Below are 22,099 nucleotides of genomic sequence, written 5' to 3'. Positions count from 1 at the left end.
TGACTAATGTGTAATGAACAATGTATAATGGACTGTATTCGCGGTCTTAACTGTAAAATGAACACTTCTCAAGTATCTCTGAAGCGATTTCTGATTGCTGTTCTATTCATTTTTCAATGTACATTATTCATTAACTCGGCTTTTGGCCAGTCGACGGGGATCATCAGCGGGGTTGTCGTCGATTCTGTCACACGCAAGCCGTTGATGGAGGCCTCCATATCGTTGATGCTGGCTAAGGATTCGTCGCTGGTTTCGTTTGGGATTACCGATGGCGATGGCAAGTTTGTGTTTTCCAAAATAGCCGAAGGCCAATATCGCGTACTGGTTACGTACGTAGGTTATCGGAGCCGCGTCAAACGGGTAGCCATCACGCCCAATGATCACACGGTTGATGCAGGTACAATTGACATTGTCGCGCAGTCGCAAACCCTGATGGAAGTATCCGTACAAGGGGAGAAGGCTCCCATTGCCGTGAAGGGCGATACACTGGAGTTCAACGCAGGGTCGTTCAAAACCCGGCCGAATGCGCAGGTGGAAGAATTGCTCAAGAAGCTTCCCGGTGTGGAAGTCGACCGCGATGGGGCCATCAAGGCGCAGGGGCAAACCGTAACCAAGGTATTAGTCGATGGAAAGCCGTTTTTCGGCAATGATCCCAAAATGGCTACCCGAAACCTACCTGCCGATATTATCGACAAGGTGCAACTGTTTGACCAGTCGTCCGAACAGTCGGCTTTTTCGGGGGTAGACGATGGCGACCGCGAAAAAACCATCAACATAACCACCAAACGCGATAAACGAAAAGGCACCTTTGGCCAGCAGTCGATTGCCGCCGGACCCAAACCGGGTGATGATGCCCGGTATTCAGCCCGATTGAGCTTGAACCAGTTTAACAATGGTCGCCAGATTTCGATGCTAGGTATGGCCAACAATATTAACCAGCAGGGCTTTACCGCGCAGGATTTAGGTCTGGGTAATAGTTTTGGTGGCGCTGGACAGGGCCAGGGTGGGGGTGGAGGTAGCAACGTGGTGCGGGGTGGCGCCGGGGGCGGCAGTTTTGGTGGTGGCGGTCAGGTTGGGAGCAGTGCCATTACCTCGTCGTGGGCGGGTGGCATTAACTACCGCGATGGCTGGGGTAAAAAAATAGACGTCGTTAGCAGCTATAACATCAGCAATACCAATACAATCACCGATCAAAGCAGCCACCGGGTCAACGTCATTCCCAGTGCAGGCAGCACGACCCCTACACGGTCGGATGCCGGGTTTATCCGAGATCAGACCAACGGCTCCGATAACACAAACACCAACAATCGGTTCAATCTTCGGTTCGACTACCGACTCGATTCCCTCACTACGATCCGCGTAATCCCAAGCTTGTCGTGGCTGAGTTCGTCCTACAGCAACCATAGCGAAGCCACCACCAGAACCAGCGAGGGCGTAATGGCCAATACCAGCCAAACTAATTATAACTCGACGGGTAATGGGTTTACGGGAAGTAACCAGTTATTGTTCATGCGGAAGTTTCGCAAAAAAGGAAGGACGTTTTCGGTAAACTGGAGCATATCGGCTAATAATCAGGATAATGAAGGATTCAATAAGTCGCTGAACCAGTATAATGGCGCGTTCAACGGCGCTTCGACGAGCCTGACAACGGGTATCATTACAAAAGATACGGTAACAGGCATAACAACCCAAAGGATTGATCAGCGGAACAACCAGCAGACTCGTTCTATGACTAACACGATCAATGTGAGTTATACCGAGCCGCTCTCACTTCGGCAAACGCTGGAGTTTCATTACAACCTGTCGGACAATCATAATACCTCGAACCGAGCCGTAAACGATTTCAATGGAAGTACCAGCCAGTATGACCTGCCGAATACGTTGTTGAGTAATAACTTTATCAATGATTATGTGACAAATCGGGGTGGGTTGACCTGGCAGACCAAACGCCTGAAATACACCTATGCGTTTGGGGTTGATGCGCAACAGGCCAGTCTGAATTCAGATAACCTCAGCAACCGGGATCGAAGTGTAAATAAGTCGTTTTCGAATATTCTGCCGAATGCTCTGTTTACTTACAACTTTGGGAAGCAACGTACCCTGCGATTCAATTACCGTACTCGCATGAACGCACCGTCTGTCAGTCAGTTACAGGAAGTTCCGATCAATACCAATCCATTGAATATTCAATTGGGTAACTCGGGTCTGCAACCGGAATATAGCCATAACCTTACGCTGAACTTCAATCGTTTCGATGCGGCAACGTTTCGAAATCTATTTGTATTCATCAGTGGGAGCCGGACGGATAATAAGATCGTTAACTCAACGACATTTGCACCTAATGGCGCTCAGACAACCCGGCCAGTTAATACCAATGGTTATTACACAGTCAATGGCTCATTGGTTTGGGGGCAGCCGGTTAAGTTTGGTATGCAGAAAACAAACCTCAACTTAACGACCAATTTTACCTATAACAAGGGCCAGAGCTTTGTGAACAACCAGCCCAACGAAGCTAAAAATTTTCTGGTTGGGCAAGGGGTACGGCTGAGTTCGAATTTTTCGGAAAAGCTGGATTTAAATATTGCAGGCAACATCAACCTGCAATCGGCAAAGTACTCGTTACAGCCCCAGCAAAATACAACGTTCCTGAACCAGACGGCCACGCTGGATATTTTCTACCAGTTGCCGCTTCGATTCACCTTCTCAACGGATGTGTATTACAACCATTATGGCGGTAGTTCGGCCAGCTACAACCAGTCGTATACGCTCTGGAACGCTACATTATCGCGGCAGTTGTTCAAGCAGAATCAGGGTGAGATACGGTTTCAGGCGTTTGATCTGCTCAATCAGAATCAGAGCATCGTTCGAAACGTAACCGATACCTACACTGAAGAAGTGCGGAGCCGCGTTCTGAATCGTTATTTCATGATTAGCTTCGTCTATAACATACGCCGATTCAATTCAGGGGCTTCGGTTCCAAACGACCCATTCCAGCAACGTACCCGTGGGCAGGGTAATTTCCAACGCGGTCAGGGAAATGGTGGCTTCCGTCGGAATGAATAGGCGTGGTCGAATCCAATAAAACAAAACGAGCGACACAGGAAATGTGCCGCTCGTTTCATGTCTGTTATGCCTTTTTATTTGATGTACCGGAAATCCTCATCACCTTTCAGGGCCAGTAAGGTTTCATACATTAGCTTTATCACATTCTGTACATCGTCCATATGAACCGTTTCGACAGTCGTGTGCATGTATTTGAGAGGTAGTGAAATCAGGGCAGATGCGATCCCCTCGGTTGCGTAGGCAAAGGCATCGGTATCGGTTCCGGTAGAACGGCTAACGGCCTGACGCTGGAAAGCGATCTCCGCTCGTTCGGCCACGTCGATCATAAAATCGAGGACGTTATTCTGAACCGCCGGGCCGTAGCACAGTACTGGACCTGCCCCGCATTTAAGGTCGCCCTGCTCTTTTTTGTCGTATTTGGGCGATTGCGTGTCGTGGGTAACGTCGGTACAAATGGCGAGGTCGGGCCGTAGTCGACGGGCAATCATTTCAGCACCGCGCAAACCAATTTCTTCCTGGACAGCATTGACCACATAGAGCGTGAACGGTAAGGTAACATTGTTCTCTTTCAATAAGCGGGCCACTTCTGCAATCATGAAGCCTCCCATCCGGTTGTCGAGCGCCCGGCCTACGTAATACCGATTGTTCATCTCCGTCAGTCCATCGACAAACGTGCAGACTGTACCGACGTGAATACCCATGTCGAGTACTTCCTGTTTGGTATTCGCACCTACATCAATAAACAGGTCGGTTACTTTGGGAGCGGTATCTTTAGCCAGATCGCGGACGTGGATAGCAGGCCAGCCAAATACACCCTCAATAACGCCTTTTTTTGTATGCAGATTGACCCGCATCGAAGGGGCGATCAGGGCATCGGAACCACCATTCCGACGGACGAAAATGTAGCCGTCATCGGAAATGTAATTGACGAACCACGAAATTTCATCCGAGTGGGCTTCAATCACTACTTTATAGTCTTTGCCGGGGCCGATTACCCCAACGGCCGTACCGTATGTATCAACGATATACTCGTCGGTGTAGGGTTTGATGTAATCCAGCCAAATCTGCTGCCCCGACGATTCGAAGCCGGTGGGCGAGGCATTGTTGAGGTATTTGTACAGGAATTCTTTACTGTGTTCGTTCATTGTGTACTAAAAAACGGGTCTAAAAATTCTTTTAATGGTTTGAGTGATGTATGCTTCGGGTCGAGATTCCAGTGCAGCTTATTGTGATAATCAGGATTACGGTCCTTTATTTTTTCTTTCTCCGAATCAGTTTCGCCAACTAACGTTTCTATGTAGGCATAAATTTTAGTTTTGTTGGCGGGTGTTGTAAAGCTACCTGAAGGGGTTGACGAGGTTTTGTGCCCGCTTAAACAATCCTCAAATGCTTTCCAGCAATTAAAAATAACCTGATTATCTGGGCAAATGATTTCTTCAAGCAAGGTTTCTATTTCACCATCTCGTTGATTATCTGGAAATAAAAAATAGGTGAAGTTTAGTTTTTGGCTATGAAGATTTAGATTAGCCTGATTGGTTGAAAACGTATCTGCGTCGAAAATGACAACAGTTGGTATTCCCTGAATAGCTAATTGTTGGAAGACAGGAATTAACTTTTTCATCTTTTCTGGAGAATCGAAAGCTCCTTTTCCGTCCACTGAAATGATTTCACTGGATTTTCCTATGCTGCCTATTGATAGAGCAACCCCATACCATTCAGCAATTACATCCTGTAAAAACTTCTGATCGGTTACTCCCTCTACAAAGATTTGTATGCTACTCATAATACGCCACCCCTTGTATTAAAGCCAATATTCAGGGCATACTCAAACTGCTCAAAATCATAGGTTACGGCTTTTACCTCGCCTTGTTTATTTTCAAGCAACGTTATGTTTCGGGCGTCTTTCTGATACTGTTGCATTTCTGGGTCTTCTAACGCATCAACAAATGCACGCTGACATTCAAGACTATGCGTAGTAGCAAAAAGCTGAACTTTGAATTGTTTACAAAGTTGTAAAACACTTTTCCAGTAAAGTTTTAAACGTGAAAAGTGAATGCCTGAGCCGATTTCATCAACCATTAGACGCCTATTTCGAGATATAAATATTTCTAATAAGAATCGGAAATATTTTACAGTACCATCGCCAAAATAGGTAAGAGGTAATATAATATCACTGTTTAATAGTGTTACTCCAATGACTTCTTGCTCAGGTGATATTTTATGAGGCCTAATCTCTTCTAAATTTGGAATAAATTTACGAAGGTTATCTTCCGTCTCTTTTCTGTTTTTTTTGTCAGGATTTACAAATAAATAATAAAGATTTAAAAGGTCAGATTTATAGCCGATATTTGCAGGTATGAATGGGATATATGAACTTATAAAGTTATCCTTGTTATTAGTGCTAGCACCTTCCATATAGGCCGGGATTAATTGGTAATCTATCAAATTTCCGTCTTCTCCTATAAAAGAGACTTTTATCCAATAAGTAGGAATAATTGTAATAATAGCATTATTTATTAAAATCTTTTCTTCTTCTGATAATTTAAGATGCGGACGCAATTCTATAAATATATCAAAAGGCGAATCACTATTTTTGATTTTAATTGCCGAATTAAGATTTCTGAAAATGGACTCCCAGAAGCGAGTTTGTTGAATATCATCTGGTTCAAGTCTTGTTTTTTGAAATTGATACGTTCCTCGGAAAGCGGTTACTCCCCAAAAATTTGTCAATATTTTTCTTGCATCATCATCAAATGTCAACGCTTCAAGCACCGAAGTTTTTCCTACATTATTATCGCCCACAATCAGATTGAACTGCCCAAGATTATCCATCTCGAAGGAGTCGAATCGTTTGAAGTTTTCGATTTTGAAGTAGGTGAGGTGTTGCTTTTCCATATAATAGGTCGAATCAGGCTGACGGGGCACTGTGGGCAAATGTACTAAATGGGCAAGAATCTAAGGCAAACTTACTTGAACCCGATCCGCTCACGTTCCCGTTCGGGCGAAACACCCATGGAGCGTAGTAGTTCGAAGGCGATGCGATCATCGTATTTGCGTTTCCAATAGTCGGTTTCCAGGCGGAGTTTGTCCAGCTCAACCTGTTGCTTTTCGACCAGTAGCCGGAGCGTTTCCAGTTCGTGGTTGACCGCTGGTTTTTCGTCGACAACCTGTGCGGTAATGACCTCGTCGGAAAGCAGGCTCAGTGTAGAAACGTCCAAAACAGTAGCAATCTGGGTCAGACGAGAGAGAGTCAGGTCGGTTTTACCGCGTTCGATGTCGCCATACGCGGTGGTGGAAAGATTGAGCAAATCGGCCATATTTTCCTGCGATAAACCGCGCTGGAGCCGTTGTAGACGTATTTTTTCGGCGATGGAAGCTTTCATATCAAGTAACGACGATAAAATCTAAACCTAAACTGACAGGGTTTTTCGAGATGATAACGCAATTTTGTGACGAAACGATTCTCGAACTTACACCAAGTGTTCTTGGTTTTCAAATTAACGAATAGAAACCCTAGTATGAATTACGAACAAGAGTTCCGCAAATTCGCCGTACACCACATGGGCCTCAATGGCCTGACGGTTGATGGCTACATGAATCATACCGTTAATAACCTTACGGTTGAAAACATGACCCGCTCGGTCATTGAAGAACGGCCAATGAATTTCCGCGAAGTAGACGTGTTTTCGCGGTTAATGGCCGACCGGATTATTTTTATGGGCCTGCCTGTTGATGACAACATTGCCAATATCATCGTGGCTCAGTTGCTGTTCCTGGAATCGGCCGATCCGAAGAAAGATATCCTGATGTACCTGAATAGCCCAGGTGGGTCGGTATATGCTGGCCTGGGTATTTACGATACCATGCAGTATGTTCGTCCTGATGTGGCCACGGTTTGTACCAGTCTGGCCGCTTCGATGGGAGCTGTGTTACTAGCCGGTGGAGCTGCTGGCAAACGGTCGGCTCTTCCCCACGCTCGTATCATGATTCACCAACCATCGGGTGGTGCTCAGGGGCAATCGGTCGACATCGAGATTACAGCTCGCGAAATTGTTAAACTTCGCGAAGAACTGTATCAGATTCTGGCGAACCACTCCGGCAAATCGGTTGAACAAATCGAGAAAGATTCGGATCGCGATAAGTGGATGCGCGCTGAAGAAGCTAAAGAATACGGCCTGATCGACGAAGTTTTACGCCGTGAAAAATAAGAGGTCGCTCGAATAATAAGCTATGATTTCTTGTTCTGACGGAGAAAATCACAGCCCATCATTCGGTATTCGATAATCCTTTTAATAATTTTGTTACTTACAAAAGACTCAGGTTCGACCTGAGTCTTTTTTTTAGCGAAATTTAGGTCAACAACGAGTCTGTTTATAAGCAATCGGGCGAATGATAAGTCATCTGTAGTCTGCTAAACCCCAGCTCTTTTACCCTGCAAACATTCATGCCACAAATTAGCTGCTCGTTCTGTGGACGGCGCAAAAATGAAGTAATGGTGCTGCTGTCGGGCATCGACGCACACATCTGTAACTATTGCATCGAACAAGGCCACCAGGTGGTGCTGGAAGAAATGCGCCCTCGCCGAAGCGAACCGACCGAAGTGAATATCAATCTCATTAAACCTATTGAGATGAAAAAACACCTCGATCAGTATGTAATTGGTCAGGACGATGCTAAAAAAGCCATTACGGTAGCTGTTTATAATCACTATAAACGGTTGATGCAGCCCAAGACCGATGATGACGTAACGATTGAAAAGTCGAATATTATTATGGTAGGCGAAACGGGTACGGGCAAAACTTATCTGGCCCGCTCCATTGCTAAAATCCTTGAAGTGCCATTCTGCATTGCCGACGCCACCGTTATTACCGAAGCTGGGTATGTAGGTGAGGATGTTGAAACCATTCTAACCCGGTTGTTGCAGGCCGCCGATTACAATGTAGAAGCGGCTGAGCGGGGAATCGTATATATTGACGAAATCGATAAAATTGCCCGTAAATCAGATAATCCGAGTATTACCCGCGATGTCAGTGGGGAAGGCGTTCAGCAGGCTTTGCTAAAATTGCTGGAAGGTTCAGTGGTGAACGTTCCCCCCCAAGGTGGGCGTAAGCATCCCGATCAGCGACTCATCGCCCTGAATACCGAAAATATCCTGTTTATCTGTGGAGGAGCTTTTGATGGTATAGAGCGGCATATCATGAAGCGGATCAATACCCGCCCTATCGGTTTTTCGGGCGATCGTCGGTTGAACGAAACGCTGGAACGAGGACATCTGATGCGTTATATATCAGCACTGGATCTCAAATCATTTGGTCTGATTCCCGAACTGATTGGCCGCCTGCCTGTACTAACGCACCTCGAACCACTCGACCGGAAGGCACTTATGCAAATTCTGACTGAACCCAAAAATGCCATAACAAAGCAGTATAATAAGCTTTTCACAATGGAAGGTATTACACTGCATTGGGATGATAGCGCCTTGAATTATATTGTGGATCAGGCGCTTCAATATAACCTGGGTGCGCGCGGATTGCGGTCGATCTGTGAATCCATCATTATGGATGCCATGTTTGAGTTGCCTTCACAAACAGCCATTAACGAACTGACGGTTAGCCTGGAATATGCCCGTGAGAAATTCGGAAAATCGAGTACGTATCAAATGCGGTCGGTAGCTTAATGGCTTTCTGCTAGATTAAATATGCAAAATAGCGTATGCTGTATATACAAGTTGCGTGTGACCAATTAAATCCCCTGATTTTTCATAAAAAGTCAGGGGATTTTTTTGTCTGAATCAAATTTATGTGGATGGTCAGTAACAAATGCGAATTTGTCTGGTTTATCGCTTTGATAATATATTCGTTACACTAAATAATCTCTGAATTTGTTATGAAAAACACATCTAATTCACTGCTCACTAGTTTATTGATGATTCTGGTAATTGCCGCTTGTAGCCGCCCGGTGGCCCATTTCCAACCCAGCCAACGAGAATACTTCTCGGCGAGGACAACCAGCGAAACAACGTCTCCCATCACGACGCCCGTCATTGCAGAAACGCCTGCTCAACAGGCTGTTGCCACACCCGCTGAACAACTAGCTCAAACAAATTCGGCCCTTGATAAAGTAGACGCTCTCGTTCGGAACGATAGCAAACTGGCTGAGAATAAATCCGTACAGAAACGGCTCAATCGAATTCGCACGCTATTGGCTGCGCAGCCAACCGATCGTCAGACGACTACCGCTGTTACGGCTCCTAAAAAAATGAATCTGTTGGAGCGGATGATGGTAAAGAAAATGAATAAAAAAATCAGCCGCCAACTGGCACCCGCTAATCCTGATAAAACGATGATTAGCTCGGGAACCTTGGCTACGGGGGCAGTTTTGGTGCTTATCGGCCTCTTATTACTATTGCTGACAACGGGTACAGGGGCCACCTTAGGGCTCATCGCATTAATCGTTGGTGCGGTATTGCTGTTGGTTGGCTTACTATAAATACCAGTTGAATTAATAAAGTTTTTTCTTGTAAGCGCTTAGGTAAATCGCCGTTGGTCAGTTTACTGCTGACTGATGGCGATTTATTTTTTTAGCGGCCAGCGAATACTCCGGATTTAATCAGGAATTTATTTGTGGTGAGCATAAATGAATTAAGTTGCACGCCATGATGAAATCTATACGGTGTAAAGCTGTTGTCACTTATGCAGGTAGTCTTTAAAAAATCAGTTTTTCTGTTACTTGGGCTGATCAGTCTGATTTCTTGTCGCCGTTCGGTCGTATTTGTTCTACCTGAGCAACGTGCCCGTTTTGCCGAAGCCCAAACGAGCCTCAGTGTACCCGAAGCTCTGCCCAATCCAACAGATCTTTCGGCAAAACCATCACGTAGTGTATCAATTAATAACCAGGATACTGCTAGTAACCAGAATACTGCGGAGGCTTTGGTGCGGAACGACAACAAAATAAGTACGGACAATGCTGTTCGACAGCGATTTCGCCATACCAGAACCTGGTTGGGCGTACCACCCGCTACTGCCTTTGAGCAGACGGCTCAATCAACCGGACGCCAACAGATGACAGGGGTGCAGCGGCTCTTGTTAAAAAAACTGACGAAACGATTTAGACATCAACGCTTCTCGACAAATCCAGCAAAACCAGTCCTGATTGAAGGTATTTTAGTTTTGGGCGCAGTCCTGTTGCTGGGCGGAATCTTATTGATTTTACTGACGTCGGGAACGGGTTTTGCCATTGGCGTTATCGCGCTGGCGGCTGGTTTAGTATGCTTGTTGATCGGTTTGTTTTAACTTTTGAACGGTTAGAATCGAAGTCCCGTAAGATTGAATTTTAATTGTTCCACTCAACATTTTCTATTGTTTTTCAGGCTATTTCCCAACTTGTTTGAAAATTTTTTTTGCCTGAGCCCAACAAACCAATGGAGTTGTTGTTGTTGAGGATGATATTGCAATCGTTTATACTAAATCGTTCACTTTAATTCTTTACTTATGAAAACACTGTCCAAGTCATTGTTTTTCCTGCTTTTCGGTCTTGTTGTTCTGGCTTCCTGTAGCCGTCCGGTTGCCTATTTTCAACCCAGCGCCCGTGAGCATTATACGTCAACCCAACCTAAATCAATTGCTCCCACTACTCCTGTCGAAACAACAGTTCCTACAGAAACAAATATCTCTACCCCTGAAGCGACTCCGGCTGTAGCCACTCCGGCACCGGCCGAACAGCTTGCTCAGGCTAAAGAAGCCGTTAGCCAGGTAGAAGCCTATGTTCGGAACGATAGCAAACTGGCGTCGAACAAAAAACTGGCTAAACGGATGGCCCGGCTGAATGAAATGATGACGACGGCTACGGAAAAAGCAGCTGTATCGACAACAACCGCTTCTACCAAAAAAATGACGTTCATGGAGCGGACTATGTTGAAAAAGCTTGACAAGAAAATTAAAAGCCATGTAGCACCCGAAAAAACGAATGTAATGGATCGCAATGTCCGGCTGGGTCTGATCATCGGTCTGATCGGTTTATTGCTGTGGCTGCTGGGTGGGGCCAGTGTGCTGGCCGTAATTGGTCTGATCATGTTTGTTGTCGGCTTAGTACTGGTGCTGATCGGTGTTATTAATGGCTAACTGCTAATCCAACGTTGGCATGAGCCAATCTCCTGTTATTTGTCTCATCCACGGCCACGGCGTAGATGCTTCCATCTGGGATAGCATCTACGCCGATTTGGCATTGGAGACCCGTGTAGTGAAACCTGACTTCGCCTATCTGACGAACCATCGTACCATTGAAGCCTATGCTGAGGACTTATACGCTCAGTTACAGACCGCTCAAGTGAATCAGGTCGTTCTGGTTGGGCATTCGATGGGTGGGTATATTGCCCTGGCATTGGCCGAGCAACATCCCGATATGATTCATGGCCTGGTTTTATATCATTCAACCGCTCTGGCTGATGACGACAATCGTAAGGAAGTGCGAAGGCAGGCGATTAAGGACTTGAACGCGAACGGATCGGCTCCCTTTATTCGGAAACAGCTACCAAAAATGGTTGCTCCTGATTATCCTGTTGATAAAACACAGCAGTTAATAGATCGCTTTATCAAATTGCCTGCCGATGCGCTGATTGCGGGTATGGCAGCGATGGCCGCTCGCCCTGACCGAACCCACGTATTGCGGGAAGCTACCTATCCGATTTTGCTGGTACTGGGTCGGAACGATCAGATTATTGACTACGATAAAGCAGCTGAACTAGCCAATCTTTCGGACTATATTCGTATCGAAACGATTGAGGAGGCAGGACATTTAAGCATGGTCGAGCAGCCTGGCGAATCGTTTCAGATTCTCAAAGCATTCGGCACTTTGTGTTAGAATAGGCGAATAGGAAAATAAATTGGGAAGCTTAGCGGCTTCCTTTTTTGTTTTAAGCCCATTTTCAACGGATTATCCGTAAACTTGCACCTCATTTTTTTCGATAACCTGCTGACGAACCCAGGTGTGGTGAGTCGCTAATTGTTTACTAGAATGGCTGAGCTTTTTAACGTGTACCCGTTGTACGACATTGAGCCTGTTCGCGCTCAGGGTAGCTATCTTTGGGATGTCAATGGCACCCAATATCTGGACCTTTATGGTGGTCATGCCGTGATTTCGGTAGGGCATACCCATCCTCGGTACGTAAAAGCACTGACCGATCAGTTAAATAAGATTGCGTTTTACTCTAATTCGGTCAAAATTCCTCAACAACAGGAACTTGCCGATAAGTTGGGTGCCATTTCAGGGCACCCAGACTATGCGTTGTTTTTATGCAATTCAGGAGCTGAGGCCAACGAAAATGCTTTAAAACTAGCGTCATTTCACAATGGACGAACTAAGGTCGTTGCGTTTACTAAGGCATTTCACGGTCGTACGGCTGGGGCTGTAGCGGTTACCGACAACCCATCAATAGTAGCTCCCATTAATTATAAAGAGCACGTCACGTTTTTACCCTATAACGATGTAGAAGCTGCAAAAGCAGGTATTACATCCGAAACATGCGCCGTTATTGTTGAAGGAATCCAGGGCGTTGGTGGCATTCAGGTGGCAACAGATGCGTTTTTACAAACACTTCGCCAGCGTTGCGATGAAACAGGGGCTATCCTGATTCTAGACGGTGTACAATGTGGTTATGGGCGTACTGGTAAATTTTTCTCGCATCAGTACAGCGGCATCGAAGCAGATATTATTTCGATGGCAAAGGGCATGGGGAATGGCTTCCCGATAGGAGGGGTTCTGATTTCGCCCAAATTCAAAGCCAGTCATGGTATGCTGGGAACAACCTTTGGGGGCAATCACCTGGCGTGTGCAGCTGCCATTGCTGTACTGGATATTATGAAGGACGAGGGCTTGATGGAAAATGCGCTTCGTGTGGGCAATTACCTCATGGATGGTATCCGGCAGATTGGTGTCTACAAAGACTTGCGTGGTCGTGGCCTGATGATTGGGATCGAATACGATTTTCCTGTCGATTCGCTACGTAAAACGCTGCTGTTCGAACACAAACAATTTACCGGGGTAGCTGGGAAGAATACGATTCGTCTACTCCCCTCATTGGCCATCGGGGTAGATGAAGCTGATCAGTTCCTCGAAGCGTTACAATTGTGTTTGAAGGCTGAAGTTGCTTAAACGCAAAGGCGTAACGTGGAGCGCAAAGCACGCAATGGTAGAAAATGAACTACTGAGAGTAATCTTTGACTGTGCTCTCAAAGTCCATGAACCTTTGAGCCATGACTACTTGAGTCTGCTTATGAAGAGTGCTTGCTTCGTGTTGATTTGCTCGTTGAACAAAAAAGTAATAACTGAATTAAAAGCAGTTGAGTCGTTAACTAACGTTCATCTTGCTCAGATGATGACCTATTTACGTTTGTCCGGTTGCCGATTAGGTTATTGGTTAATTCAATGTGACACTCTTAAAAAATGATGTGCGCCGGATGGTTAACAATCTTTAGTGCCTTTGTGATCTTTGCGAAATACTTAGCACCTGTGCGTTTTATTACAAATGACTAATTTTCTTTCCCTTTCCGACGTAGTAAATCTCGATGCCCTCATCCAATCAGGTATTGATGCCAAAGCCAACCCGTTTGCTGATCAGCACCTTGGTAAGAATAAAACCATCGGCCTGATTTTCTTTAATTCCAGCCTGCGAACGCGGATAAGCACGCAGAAAGCGGCCCAAAACCTGGGATTGAATGTCATAACGATGAACGTTGGGCAGGATAGCTGGGGACTCGAAATGGAGGATGGTGTGATCATGAATAGTGATAAGGCCGAACACGTTCGGGAAGCGGCCGCTGTGATTGGTCGCTACTGCAACATCATAGGTATTCGTGCATTTGCCGAACTCAAAGACCGCACCAAAGACTATCAGGAGCAGGTAATGCACCAGTTTGCGAAGTATGCGGGCGTTCCTATTGTGAACCTGGAATCGGCTACCCGACATCCTTTACAATCACTGGCCGACTGTATTACCATTGAAGAAGTTAAACGCCAAACGCCTACATTACCTGCTAAACCTAAGGTAGTGCTGACCTGGCTGCCCCATTTTAAGCCACTACCGCAGGCCGTTGCCAATTCATTCTGCGAGTGGATGAACGCCCGCGCCCAATCGGGTGACGTAGAATTTGTTATTACCCACCCCGAAGGTTATGAGTTAGCCCCTGAGTTTGTTGGAAATACACGAGTCATTTATAATCAGGATGAGGCATTCGAAGGAGCTGACTTTATCTATGGTAAAAACTGGTCGTCGTATACGCACTATGGGCAGGTGCTTACGCAGGATCCATCGTGGGCAGTAACCATGAACGATATTCGCCTGACCAACAATGGTAAGTTTATGCACTGTTTACCTGTTCGTCGGAATTTAAAAGTGGCCGATGAGGTGTTGGATAGTCCGCATTCGTTGGTGATTGAGCAGGCTGCCAATCGGGAGTGGTCGGCGCAGGCGGTATTAAAGGAAATTTTAAAAAATAATTGAAACGTAGAAGCATAGAGAGTACAGAGCAACTTAGTTAAGTACGACTAGTTCTCTGTAATCTCCATGCCTCCGTGTTGATAAAACATGAATACACTTACTGTTATTAAAATAGGCGGGAATGTCATTGACGACCCGGCTGCTTTACATCGTTTTCTAACGGCTTTTACTGGTTTATCAGGCGCTAAAGTGCTTATTCATGGTGGGGGTAAGGTAGCTACCCAGGTTGCCGAAAAATTAGGTATCCAAACCACTATGGTCGAAGGTCGGCGCATTACTGATCAGCCTATGCTCGACGTCGTGACGATGGTGTATGGCGGTCTGGTCAATAAGCAGGTAGTGGCTAAGCTCCAGTCGCTGGAGGTGAATGCCATTGGCCTAACTGGAGCCGATGGGGGGACTGTTTTAGCCCGGAAGCGACCCGTAAAAGATATTGATTATGGTATGGTTGGCGATATTGAGGAAGTAGATTCGGGGCAGATTCAGTTTTTTCTTCGTCAGGATTTAACGCCGGTTTTTGCCCCCATAACGTACAATACGGCTGGTGACTTGCTCAACACCAACGCGGATACGATGGCTTCGGCTATTGCTGTCGATATGGTTAAGCACAACCAGGTAACACTGATTTACTGCTTTGAGAAAAAAGGGGTGTTGAAAGATCCGAATGACGACACCAGTGTAATTAACGAACTCACCCCCAGTGTATACGCTGACTATAAAGCGGCTGGAACAATCAATAAAGGCATGATTCCGAAACTGGATAATGCCTTTAAAGCCTTGGAAAGTGGAGTTTCGAAAGTGATTATTTGCCATGCCGATGAACTGGTTTTGGCGGTAAATCAGGGAGCAGGAACAACGCTACAGCTTTAACGAGTAAAAATTGGTCAGGCCATAGCCGTTCGTTCGAAACAGATACGAATGGCTATGGCCTGACCAATTTTATTGAAAATTGCTTATTTCTCTGCTAATAAGTGGGCAACACGTCGGACGCCCATGAATCGGCGCTGGTAATAGCTGGCATTCAGGTAATCATAGCGAACACCTCCATTCCAGGCGGAGTGAATAAATTTGATCTGATCGCCAATTACTTCCGTAATCAGGCCAACATGCCCGATCCGATTGCTACCTGAACTGTGGCCTTTAAAAAGAATCAGATCGCCGGGTTGCGCAGCGTCTTTATCGACGGCCGTTCCTACTGAGCCTTGGGCAGCACTAGAGTGGGGGAGGGAAATGCCAAATTTATTGAAGCAAAACCGGGTGAAGCCTGAGCAATCGAACCCGTGCGTGCTCGAACCACCCGATCGGTACCGAATGGAAAGATGCCGTTTGGCAAAACTTAGCACCTCATTCACGAGCGGAATCTGCTCATAAAAGCTTGTCTTTTCAGAAGATACGGTGGGTACGTCAGTTACGGCAGGTACGGAGGATACGTTCTGTGCTTGAACGATGCTAAGCGAGACAGTACAAAATACTGCCAGGAGCACTTTCTTCATCATAGAAATAGGTTAAAGCCAGGTTACATGTATAAAAGTATGGCATTGTGGGCAAACTACCTATTTTATGAGGAGGAATTTCTACAAGTTTTCCGAAATTTTTTGTGCCAGATTTGTTAAATAACTGACCGATAACTAATTAACTATTGGTATTTCGAGATTTTTATGAAAAGGTTTAGTTGAAACAAAACTTCCCGAAAGTTTTATACTTTCGGGAAGTTAATGCGTATCTGAAATCTATCAAAACCAGCCTGCACCGACAATACGGAAAGGCCAGGGAATGGAGGCCAGGATCAGGAGTAAGCCAAGTCCATAGAAAATGCCAACCAGCCGGTGTTTGGTTGTAGCGTCAGTGGCTCGTTTAGAGCGAGAATAGCCGATGGTGATCAGGGCAATGGCAATGAGCATGCCTGTTGTATGTTCGACACTATAAAAGCGGTACAGTTTCTCACTTAACATACTGAAATTGACCTTTGGGCTGATAAACAAGAGGATCAGGCCAAGAATGAATTGGGTATGTATGGAAATGAGCGTAAACAAATAAAGCTTCCGATTACCATCGGTATAACTGCCTCGACCCTGCCATTTGCTAATGCCGGTGCCAACGGCGGCAATCAATAAAACAAGAGCTATCCAGCGAAGCCCTGAGTGTGCATGAAGTAATCCAGAATACATAAAATGTCAGTTTAGCGTATAAATTGCTTTTGGGTAGCAAATAAACAACCAAAAGCCCAACTTACACTGACCATTTGGTGTTTCTGCGGTATGATTCTATATAATACTACCTATAGCGTTGCTACTGAAATTGCCGACGATTGGGTACGCTGGATGAAGCGGTTCTATTTGCCTGCTGCCATAGCCACTGAACTTCCGGTGAGCTATAAAATTCTTCGTCTGTTGACGGAACTGGATAACGGAGGGACCACATTTTCAGTGCAGCTCGATTTTACCACACGGGCCGACTACGAAACCTACCTGGAACATCATGCGGATACACTACGTCAGCGTATTCAGCATCGATTTAGCGGTCAGTTCGTTTCATTTGATACCCTTCTTCAGGAAGAGTAATAAGGAGTCATTAATTGCCAGTAATGACAGCGCAATGGCTATCAATTTTCAATGCCAACTTGCTTTCTGCGTTTATCAACAGTAAGCAGGAAAGCGGGTAAAAGGATTAGATTAGAGGCCATACCCATCAGCAACGTAATAGAAACCAGAATGCCCAAGGCAATAGTCCCCTGAAAAGTGGAAGCCGCAAAAATGGCGAATCCCGCAAACAGGATCATGGCCGTGTAAAACATGCTGATTCCTGTGTAACGAATTGTTTCGGCAACAGCCCTGTCTAGCGTAAGCTTCTGATTTCGAAGTTCATCCCGATATTTAGTGATAAAATAAATAGTCCCGTCAGATGATATGCCGAAGGCAATACTGAAAATAAGGATGGTTGAGGGTTTTAAATGAATCCCAAAGAAGCCCATTATGCCCGCCGTAACGATCAAAGGTACCACACTGGGCATAATGGCAATCAGACTCAGCCGTATATCGCGGAGCAGAATTATCAGGATTATAGAGACCAGTGCCACCGCCAGTACAGTACTTTCTGCCAGATTTTTTAGCAAATAGTCATTACCACGGGTGAATACTACGCTGTTGCCCGTAATGTTCACCTCATACTGTTCATCGGCGGCTACCCGTTTGCCGGTTGTTCGGTCGACGTTGAAAATGGAGTCGGCTTTGGGTTGTAGTGTATTGAGCAATTGGGTCGTGCGAACGGTGCCGACATCGGGCATCTGAAAACTGATGCGGGTGTATCGGAACGTCGTATCCATATACGCTTTAAAGGCAGCACCACCGCCTGTGCCTTTCGCCCCTTTCAACTGAGGAGCATAGCTGGCTAATTTACTCAATTCCAAAGCACCGGGCATAGCAAAATATTTCGGATCGCCCCCTCGATAGGACTGGTAAAAGAATTTGACGGCTTCGACCAGCGATAGAGGTCGTGTAAACTCATTGTATTTACTGAATTCCCGCTCCAGAACTTTAATTTTTGTCAGCGTTTGTGGAGTCAATACTCGGCCCGGCCGTTTGGTATCGATACTAACCTCAAATGGCATAACGCCTTTAAACCGACTTTCAATAAACTTAAGATCTTTGTATATGGGGTCGTTTTTCGGTAGATCATCAACGACGTAACCGATTGGGTTGATCTGTAAAGAGCCTATAATGGCAACAGCCGTCACGATGCTGATAAATGTGTAGATGGCGGCTCGTTTATGATGGACAATGTGGTTGACCCAGGTTAGGAAACCACTCACCTGACGGCGTTCCAAATGGCCGCGCTGCTTGTGCGAGGGAACAGGTAAGTAGCTGAAAACGATCGGAATCAGAATAAGCGACACCGCATAGGTAGTCATGATGCCAAAAGCCGCTACCAGGCCAAACTGGAGTAGCAGTGGGCTACCCGTAAAATAAAAGACAAAGAAGCCAATGCTGGTGGTAATGTTGGCGAAAAACGTTGTTTCCCCAACTTTCTCGGTGGCTATCTGTAGAGCTTCGTGCTTACTACGGTGTCGATTAAGTTCTTCATGATATCGATTAAGTAAGAAAATGGCGTTTGGAACACCAATTACAATAATGAGTGGGGGCAGTAAGCCGGTTAGTAGCGTAATATCGTAGCCAAATACGACGATGTATCCTGTTACCCAAATCACTCCAATACCTACAACTAATAAAGCGACCAGGGTAATGGTAATCGATCGGAAAAAGTAGAAGAGAATCAACCCCGTAACCAGAAAGGCCAGCCCCATGAACATGGATAATTCATGACTGATCTTAGCCGTAAACTCGGTCCGAATATAGGGCATGCCCGACATGTGGACGGTAGCATCGGGGCCAAGCAGGGTATGCCGACGTCCAAACGAATCGGCAATTGTTTCTACTTTTCGGACAAGGGCAATCCGATTTTTAGTATTGACAATCTTCTGATCGAAGGTGATGGCCATTAAATGGGCACGTCCTGTACTATCACTGACCAGGTTTCGGTAAAAGGGCAAAGCGGCTATGCGCTCACGAAGACTGTCAACATCTGATTGTGAGGTAAGTGGCCTGGTAATTAACGGACGAATGCGAAACGTATGGGCCGTATCGTCCCGAATGACTGTAAACAGGTTGGCATTCGATACTACATCCTTAATTCCCTCTATACGACGAATCTTCTGACTTAATGCATACCAGTCGTTAAAGAAAGGTAATTGATACATGCTATCGGTTTCGACGCATAATACCATAACGCTGCCGTCCTGGCCAAAGCGTGATTTGAAGGCTTCGTACCGCTGGTATTCTGGATCGCTAACGGGCAGGACCTTGGCAAGCTCGTAGGAGAGTTTAACGTTGGTGGCCTGATACCCCATGAAGGCAGTACCTAGCAAAACCACTACAATCAGCGCGATTCGATTCGATAGTATAAAGGAGGAGATTCGGGACCAGATCATGCCTGATGAACGCGGGATAAGGGCGCAAGGTACGTAAAAATGGTGGCGTTTAGGATATTGAACAGCTTACTAAACGTAATCCAGCCTGGAGTAACTAGATGCAAGTAATATTTTAGTTTTACCCAAATGGCTCAGTTATTGATAGAAATAAGTATACATAGTTTTTAATAATGATTGACTATAGGTGGTCTTACTATATTACTTTTTACGATATGCCTGATGTATATAGCAACCGTTTTGCGCTGAAGGAGAATCGATTTTGGTATGAGCTGGTTAGCTTATTCCTGATTCCGACTTGGGCATTGGTAGCACAGGTGGCTCCTCAGCCGGTAGTGCAGTGTGCTACCGAAACCCTGTCCCCTTCTGATCGGAAAGCGCTTGAGGCTGAAGCTGCACTTGCACTTCGGTTAAAACGGGCTTCGGGCTCGGTTTTTACCACGTTAACGTATGTACCGATTAGGCCCCATATACTCCGTAAATCGGATGGAACGGGCGGTTACAGTTTGGCAAGCCTGAATAATGTAATGGCGCTTACCAATAAATATTTTCTCCAGAATGGAGCGGGTATTCAATTCTATTTTGCTGGTACCACTCCCGATTATATAGACAATGATGCATTATATAATCAATATCGGCAAGGAACGGATGATGCCACTGTGGCTCCATATGATGTCGCAAATGCATTGAATCAATACTACGTGCATAAATTCGACAAGGACGGATTGGGTGGCTATGCCCAGTTTCCATCTAACAGTGTTAGCTCGACCCGAACCATTATCCTGGATGAAAATTATGATGACGATATGGGCAACCGACTGGTTCCTCATGAGCTTGGGCATACTTTTAATCTGCTACATACGTTTGAAGCTGCTTATGGATACGAACGGGTGACGCGTGGAAGCGGGGCTAATTGCAGTACTGCCGGGGATTTGGTTTGCGACACACCGGCTGATCCATACGGTCGATTCACAGGCGCCAGTGCTTCCTGTGTTACGGGGTGTCCATCAGCGTTCACCTGTACATTTACGGATGACCAGAACAACCTATACCAGCCATCGGCCACAAATATCATGTCGTATTATTACCCCTGTACACATGATTTTACAGCAGGGCAATACGATCGTATTCAGGCTGGGCTGGCGATCCGTCAAAGTCATACAGCGTATACTTTAAATGCGCCCGAAACGAGTATGGCGGCCCCGTCGAATGTAGTTGCTACGATAGCAAATGGTACTATCGTTATCAACTGGCAAGATAATTCGGGTAATGAAATGGGGTATTTTATCGAACGATCTACCTCGCCCACAACTGGGTTCATACCGATAGGCGGCCTGGCTCCCAATACAACAACCTTTACGGATGTATCGACAACAGCGCGTATCCAATACTATTATCGGATTAAAGCTTCTAATACAACTACAGGGAGCATTAGTCCAGTCGTCAGCGTTGTGGCCCCTGTCTGCCAGCCTGACTTTGATGATGATGGTTGTCCATTTGCTATCAATCTAAAGGGGGTTACGATTAATGGTGCTGTTCTAAGTCAGAATTCAGGATGTTCACCCGCCACTACTGATTACTATAGTTCATTTACAGCTGTCAGCGGGACGGTTACCGCAGGGCAATCGTCAACAGTGTCCATCAGCAAAGGAACAACCAATAAAATGGGCGTTGCTATCTGGATTGATTTGAATAACAATGGTGTTTTTGAAACCAGCGAACGGCTCTATCAAATGGCTGATGCCGATTTTGCCAGTACAGTTTCAGCGACTTTGGCAATCCCGGCCAGTACCACGGCCACTACTGTAGCCATGCGTGTTGTTGGGGCTTACGCAGAAGTTCCTGCTGACCCCTGCGGAAATTATTGGTATGGCGAAACAGAAGATTATAGGCTGATCGTAAATCCTCCTTGTATACTCCCAGTTGCTACGCTGAGTGGAACGACAACCACCATTACGGCCGGACAAGTGGCTACACTCACCGCTAGTTTAACCGGTAATTCCCCTTTTTCACTCACGCTCAATGTCAGCAATGGCGTACCGTCCATATTCACGGGTATTACTAGTTCATCATACAGTTTTACAGTTGCTCCAGCGGTGAGTACAACCTACACAATAGGCCAGGTAGCCGTTGGCTGCGGCTCGGGTACCACAAGTGGTACGGCCATTGTAACGGTCATTCCGTGTACTGTGCTATATACCCTTAAAGCTGGCAGTTGGGATGACCCAACCGTTTGGTCGTGTAATCGAATTCCCACGCAAACCGATCTGGTTCGCCTGGGGCATATGGTTACCGTTCCTGCCAGTTATATGGCCAGAGCCTTAAAAATCGAATATTCTACGAGTGGAGCCATCACACTAAGTACCGGAGCTCAACTACTTTTTACACCCTGACTACTTTTCTGACAGGGGTAAATGAGTTGCGTATAGACTGCATCGAACTCTATTTTTCGAATAATATCCATCAGATGTAAACGGGTAGTTTACCGAAAGATTTATAGGGCAAAAATGTGAAATAGTTGGATAATAGATTGCTGATAGAGAAAAAGGCCTCATTACCTT

Annotated in this window: 20 protein-coding genes; 13 read left to right on the top strand and 7 right to left on the bottom strand. The window is 45.8% G+C overall.

Going from position 1 to position 22,099, the window contains the following annotated elements; all coding sequences use genetic code 11:
- Positions 1-57: 57 nt before the first annotated feature.
- Positions 58-3,063: an outer membrane beta-barrel protein gene (locus tag B5M13_RS18225; RefSeq protein WP_080057027.1), complete on the top strand. Its 3,006-nt coding sequence runs from the start codon at positions 58-60 to the stop codon at positions 3,061-3,063.
- 74 nt (positions 3,064-3,137) lie between these two features.
- On the opposite strand, the gene B5M13_RS18220 is transcribed toward B5M13_RS18225, so the two are convergent.
- The 4 genes from B5M13_RS18220 to B5M13_RS18205 form a co-directional block, all read right to left on the bottom strand.
- Positions 3,138-4,208, bottom strand: a complete 1,071-nt coding sequence (locus B5M13_RS18220) for a M42 family metallopeptidase (RefSeq protein ID WP_080057026.1) — start codon at positions 4,206-4,208, stop codon at positions 3,138-3,140.
- A complete protein-coding gene (locus B5M13_RS18215; protein ID WP_080057025.1) occupies positions 4,205-4,846 on the bottom strand; it encodes a DUF3226 domain-containing protein in 642 nt (213 codons plus the stop codon). Before B5M13_RS18215 ends, B5M13_RS18220 begins: the two co-directional genes overlap by 4 nt.
- A complete protein-coding gene (locus tag B5M13_RS18210) occupies positions 4,843-5,958 on the bottom strand; it encodes an AAA family ATPase (protein WP_080057024.1) in 1,116 nt (371 codons plus the stop codon). The genes B5M13_RS18215 and B5M13_RS18210 overlap by 4 nt, the downstream gene beginning before the upstream one ends.
- Before the next feature lie 71 nt (positions 5,959-6,029).
- The gene (locus B5M13_RS18205) at positions 6,030-6,446 is read right to left on the bottom strand and encodes a helix-turn-helix domain-containing protein (RefSeq protein ID WP_080057023.1); all 417 of its coding nucleotides are present in this window, start codon (positions 6,444-6,446) and stop codon (positions 6,030-6,032) included.
- A gap of 135 nt (positions 6,447-6,581) precedes the next feature.
- Between B5M13_RS18205 and B5M13_RS18200 the strand changes: the two genes are divergently transcribed.
- From B5M13_RS18200 to argB, 10 genes are all read left to right on the top strand, one after another.
- Positions 6,582-7,271, top strand: coding sequence for a ClpP family protease (locus tag B5M13_RS18200; RefSeq protein WP_080057022.1), 690 nt, complete (start codon positions 6,582-6,584; stop codon positions 7,269-7,271).
- A gap of 236 nt (positions 7,272-7,507) precedes the next feature.
- Positions 7,508-8,740 carry an ATP-dependent Clp protease ATP-binding subunit ClpX gene (gene clpX, locus B5M13_RS18195; protein WP_080057021.1) on the top strand — a complete coding sequence of 411 codons (1,233 nt, stop codon included), beginning with the start codon at positions 7,508-7,510 and terminating at the stop codon, positions 8,738-8,740.
- Between the two features lie 209 nt (positions 8,741-8,949).
- Positions 8,950-9,552 (top strand): hypothetical protein, encoded by a 603-nt coding sequence (locus B5M13_RS18190; protein ID WP_245859372.1) that lies wholly within the window; start codon positions 8,950-8,952, stop codon positions 9,550-9,552.
- A 203-nt stretch (positions 9,553-9,755) separates the two neighbouring features.
- Positions 9,756-10,355, top strand: coding sequence for a hypothetical protein (locus B5M13_RS18185; protein ID WP_080057019.1), 600 nt, complete (start codon positions 9,756-9,758; stop codon positions 10,353-10,355).
- A 198-nt stretch (positions 10,356-10,553) separates the two neighbouring features.
- Entirely contained in the window at positions 10,554-11,183 is a 630-nt protein-coding gene (locus B5M13_RS18180; protein WP_080057018.1) for a hypothetical protein, read from the top strand.
- A gap of 19 nt (positions 11,184-11,202) precedes the next feature.
- Positions 11,203-11,922, top strand: coding sequence for an alpha/beta fold hydrolase (locus B5M13_RS18175; protein ID WP_080057017.1), 720 nt, complete (start codon positions 11,203-11,205; stop codon positions 11,920-11,922).
- A gap of 153 nt (positions 11,923-12,075) precedes the next feature.
- Positions 12,076-13,212 carry an aspartate aminotransferase family protein gene (locus tag B5M13_RS18170; RefSeq protein WP_080057016.1) on the top strand — a complete coding sequence of 379 codons (1,137 nt, stop codon included), beginning with the start codon at positions 12,076-12,078 and terminating at the stop codon, positions 13,210-13,212.
- Between the two features lie 34 nt (positions 13,213-13,246).
- Positions 13,247-13,507, top strand: coding sequence for a GxxExxY protein (locus B5M13_RS34205; protein ID WP_317046933.1), 261 nt, complete (start codon positions 13,247-13,249; stop codon positions 13,505-13,507).
- A gap of 78 nt (positions 13,508-13,585) precedes the next feature.
- Positions 13,586-14,560 carry an N-acetylornithine carbamoyltransferase gene (locus B5M13_RS18160; RefSeq protein WP_080057015.1) on the top strand — a complete coding sequence of 325 codons (975 nt, stop codon included), beginning with the start codon at positions 13,586-13,588 and terminating at the stop codon, positions 14,558-14,560.
- 84 nt (positions 14,561-14,644) lie between these two features.
- Positions 14,645-15,427 (top strand): acetylglutamate kinase, encoded by a 783-nt coding sequence (argB, locus tag B5M13_RS18155; protein WP_080057014.1) that lies wholly within the window; start codon positions 14,645-14,647, stop codon positions 15,425-15,427.
- An 83-nt stretch (positions 15,428-15,510) separates the two neighbouring features.
- Here the strand turns inward: argB and B5M13_RS18150 are convergent, their stop codons facing one another.
- Together B5M13_RS18150 and B5M13_RS18145 are read right to left on the bottom strand one after the other, a co-directional pair.
- Positions 15,511-16,053 carry a C40 family peptidase gene (locus B5M13_RS18150; protein WP_080057013.1) on the bottom strand — a complete coding sequence of 181 codons (543 nt, stop codon included), beginning with the start codon at positions 16,051-16,053 and terminating at the stop codon, positions 15,511-15,513.
- Positions 16,054-16,290: 237 nt separating this feature from the next.
- Entirely contained in the window at positions 16,291-16,725 is a 435-nt protein-coding gene (locus B5M13_RS18145) for a cytochrome B (RefSeq protein ID WP_080057012.1), read from the bottom strand.
- Between the two features lie 90 nt (positions 16,726-16,815).
- Here B5M13_RS18145 and B5M13_RS18140 point away from each other — a divergent pair, with 90 nt between their 5' ends.
- Positions 16,816-17,118: a DUF4286 family protein gene (locus B5M13_RS18140; RefSeq protein WP_080057011.1), complete on the top strand. Its 303-nt coding sequence runs from the start codon at positions 16,816-16,818 to the stop codon at positions 17,116-17,118.
- Positions 17,119-17,159: 41 nt separating this feature from the next.
- Here the strand turns inward: B5M13_RS18140 and B5M13_RS18135 are convergent, their stop codons facing one another.
- Positions 17,160-19,541, bottom strand: coding sequence for an efflux RND transporter permease subunit (locus B5M13_RS18135; RefSeq protein WP_080057010.1), 2,382 nt, complete (start codon positions 19,539-19,541; stop codon positions 17,160-17,162).
- Positions 19,542-19,753: 212 nt separating this feature from the next.
- Between B5M13_RS18135 and B5M13_RS18130 the strand changes: the two genes are divergently transcribed.
- Positions 19,754-21,931, top strand: coding sequence for a GEVED domain-containing protein (locus B5M13_RS18130; protein ID WP_155297282.1), 2,178 nt, complete (start codon positions 19,754-19,756; stop codon positions 21,929-21,931).
- Positions 21,932-22,099: the final 168 nt, after the last annotated feature.

The sequence above is a fragment of the Spirosoma aerolatum genome (assembly GCF_002056795.1).
Taxonomy (GTDB): Bacteria; Bacteroidota; Bacteroidia; order Cytophagales; family Spirosomataceae; genus Spirosoma; species Spirosoma aerolatum.
The sequence above is the reverse complement of the archived record's forward strand: the minus strand, read 5'-3'. Positions and strand labels throughout refer to the sequence as shown.

Coding starts and splice junctions, on each gene's coding strand:
- B5M13_RS18170 (WP_080057016.1), top strand. CDS start 12,076: ATGGCTGAGCTTTTTAACGTGTACCCGTTGTACGACATTGAGCCTGTT.
- B5M13_RS18225 (WP_080057027.1), top strand. CDS start 58: ATGAACACTTCTCAAGTATCTCTGAAGCGATTTCTGATTGCTGTTCTA.
- B5M13_RS18140 (WP_080057011.1), top strand. CDS start 16,816: ATGATTCTATATAATACTACCTATAGCGTTGCTACTGAAATTGCCGAC.
- B5M13_RS34205 (WP_317046933.1), top strand. CDS start 13,247: ATGGTAGAAAATGAACTACTGAGAGTAATCTTTGACTGTGCTCTCAAA.
- B5M13_RS18200 (WP_080057022.1), top strand. CDS start 6,582: ATGAATTACGAACAAGAGTTCCGCAAATTCGCCGTACACCACATGGGC.
- B5M13_RS18180 (WP_080057018.1), top strand. CDS start 10,554: ATGAAAACACTGTCCAAGTCATTGTTTTTCCTGCTTTTCGGTCTTGTT.
- B5M13_RS18190 (WP_245859372.1), top strand. CDS start 8,950: ATGAAAAACACATCTAATTCACTGCTCACTAGTTTATTGATGATTCTG.
- B5M13_RS18215 (WP_080057025.1), bottom strand. CDS start 4,846: ATGAGTAGCATACAAATCTTTGTAGAGGGAGTAACCGATCAGAAGTTT.
- clpX (WP_080057021.1), top strand. CDS start 7,508: ATGCCACAAATTAGCTGCTCGTTCTGTGGACGGCGCAAAAATGAAGTA.
- B5M13_RS18175 (WP_080057017.1), top strand. CDS start 11,203: ATGAGCCAATCTCCTGTTATTTGTCTCATCCACGGCCACGGCGTAGAT.
- B5M13_RS18145 (WP_080057012.1), bottom strand. CDS start 16,725: ATGTATTCTGGATTACTTCATGCACACTCAGGGCTTCGCTGGATAGCT.
- B5M13_RS18150 (WP_080057013.1), bottom strand. CDS start 16,053: ATGATGAAGAAAGTGCTCCTGGCAGTATTTTGTACTGTCTCGCTTAGC.
- B5M13_RS18205 (WP_080057023.1), bottom strand. CDS start 6,446: ATGAAAGCTTCCATCGCCGAAAAAATACGTCTACAACGGCTCCAGCGC.
- B5M13_RS18135 (WP_080057010.1), bottom strand. CDS start 19,541: ATGATCTGGTCCCGAATCTCCTCCTTTATACTATCGAATCGAATCGCG.
- B5M13_RS18220 (WP_080057026.1), bottom strand. CDS start 4,208: ATGAACGAACACAGTAAAGAATTCCTGTACAAATACCTCAACAATGCC.
- B5M13_RS18160 (WP_080057015.1), top strand. CDS start 13,586: ATGACTAATTTTCTTTCCCTTTCCGACGTAGTAAATCTCGATGCCCTC.
- argB (WP_080057014.1), top strand. CDS start 14,645: ATGAATACACTTACTGTTATTAAAATAGGCGGGAATGTCATTGACGAC.
- B5M13_RS18185 (WP_080057019.1), top strand. CDS start 9,756: ATGCAGGTAGTCTTTAAAAAATCAGTTTTTCTGTTACTTGGGCTGATC.
- B5M13_RS18210 (WP_080057024.1), bottom strand. CDS start 5,958: ATGGAAAAGCAACACCTCACCTACTTCAAAATCGAAAACTTCAAACGA.
- B5M13_RS18130 (WP_155297282.1), top strand. CDS start 19,754: ATGCCTGATGTATATAGCAACCGTTTTGCGCTGAAGGAGAATCGATTT.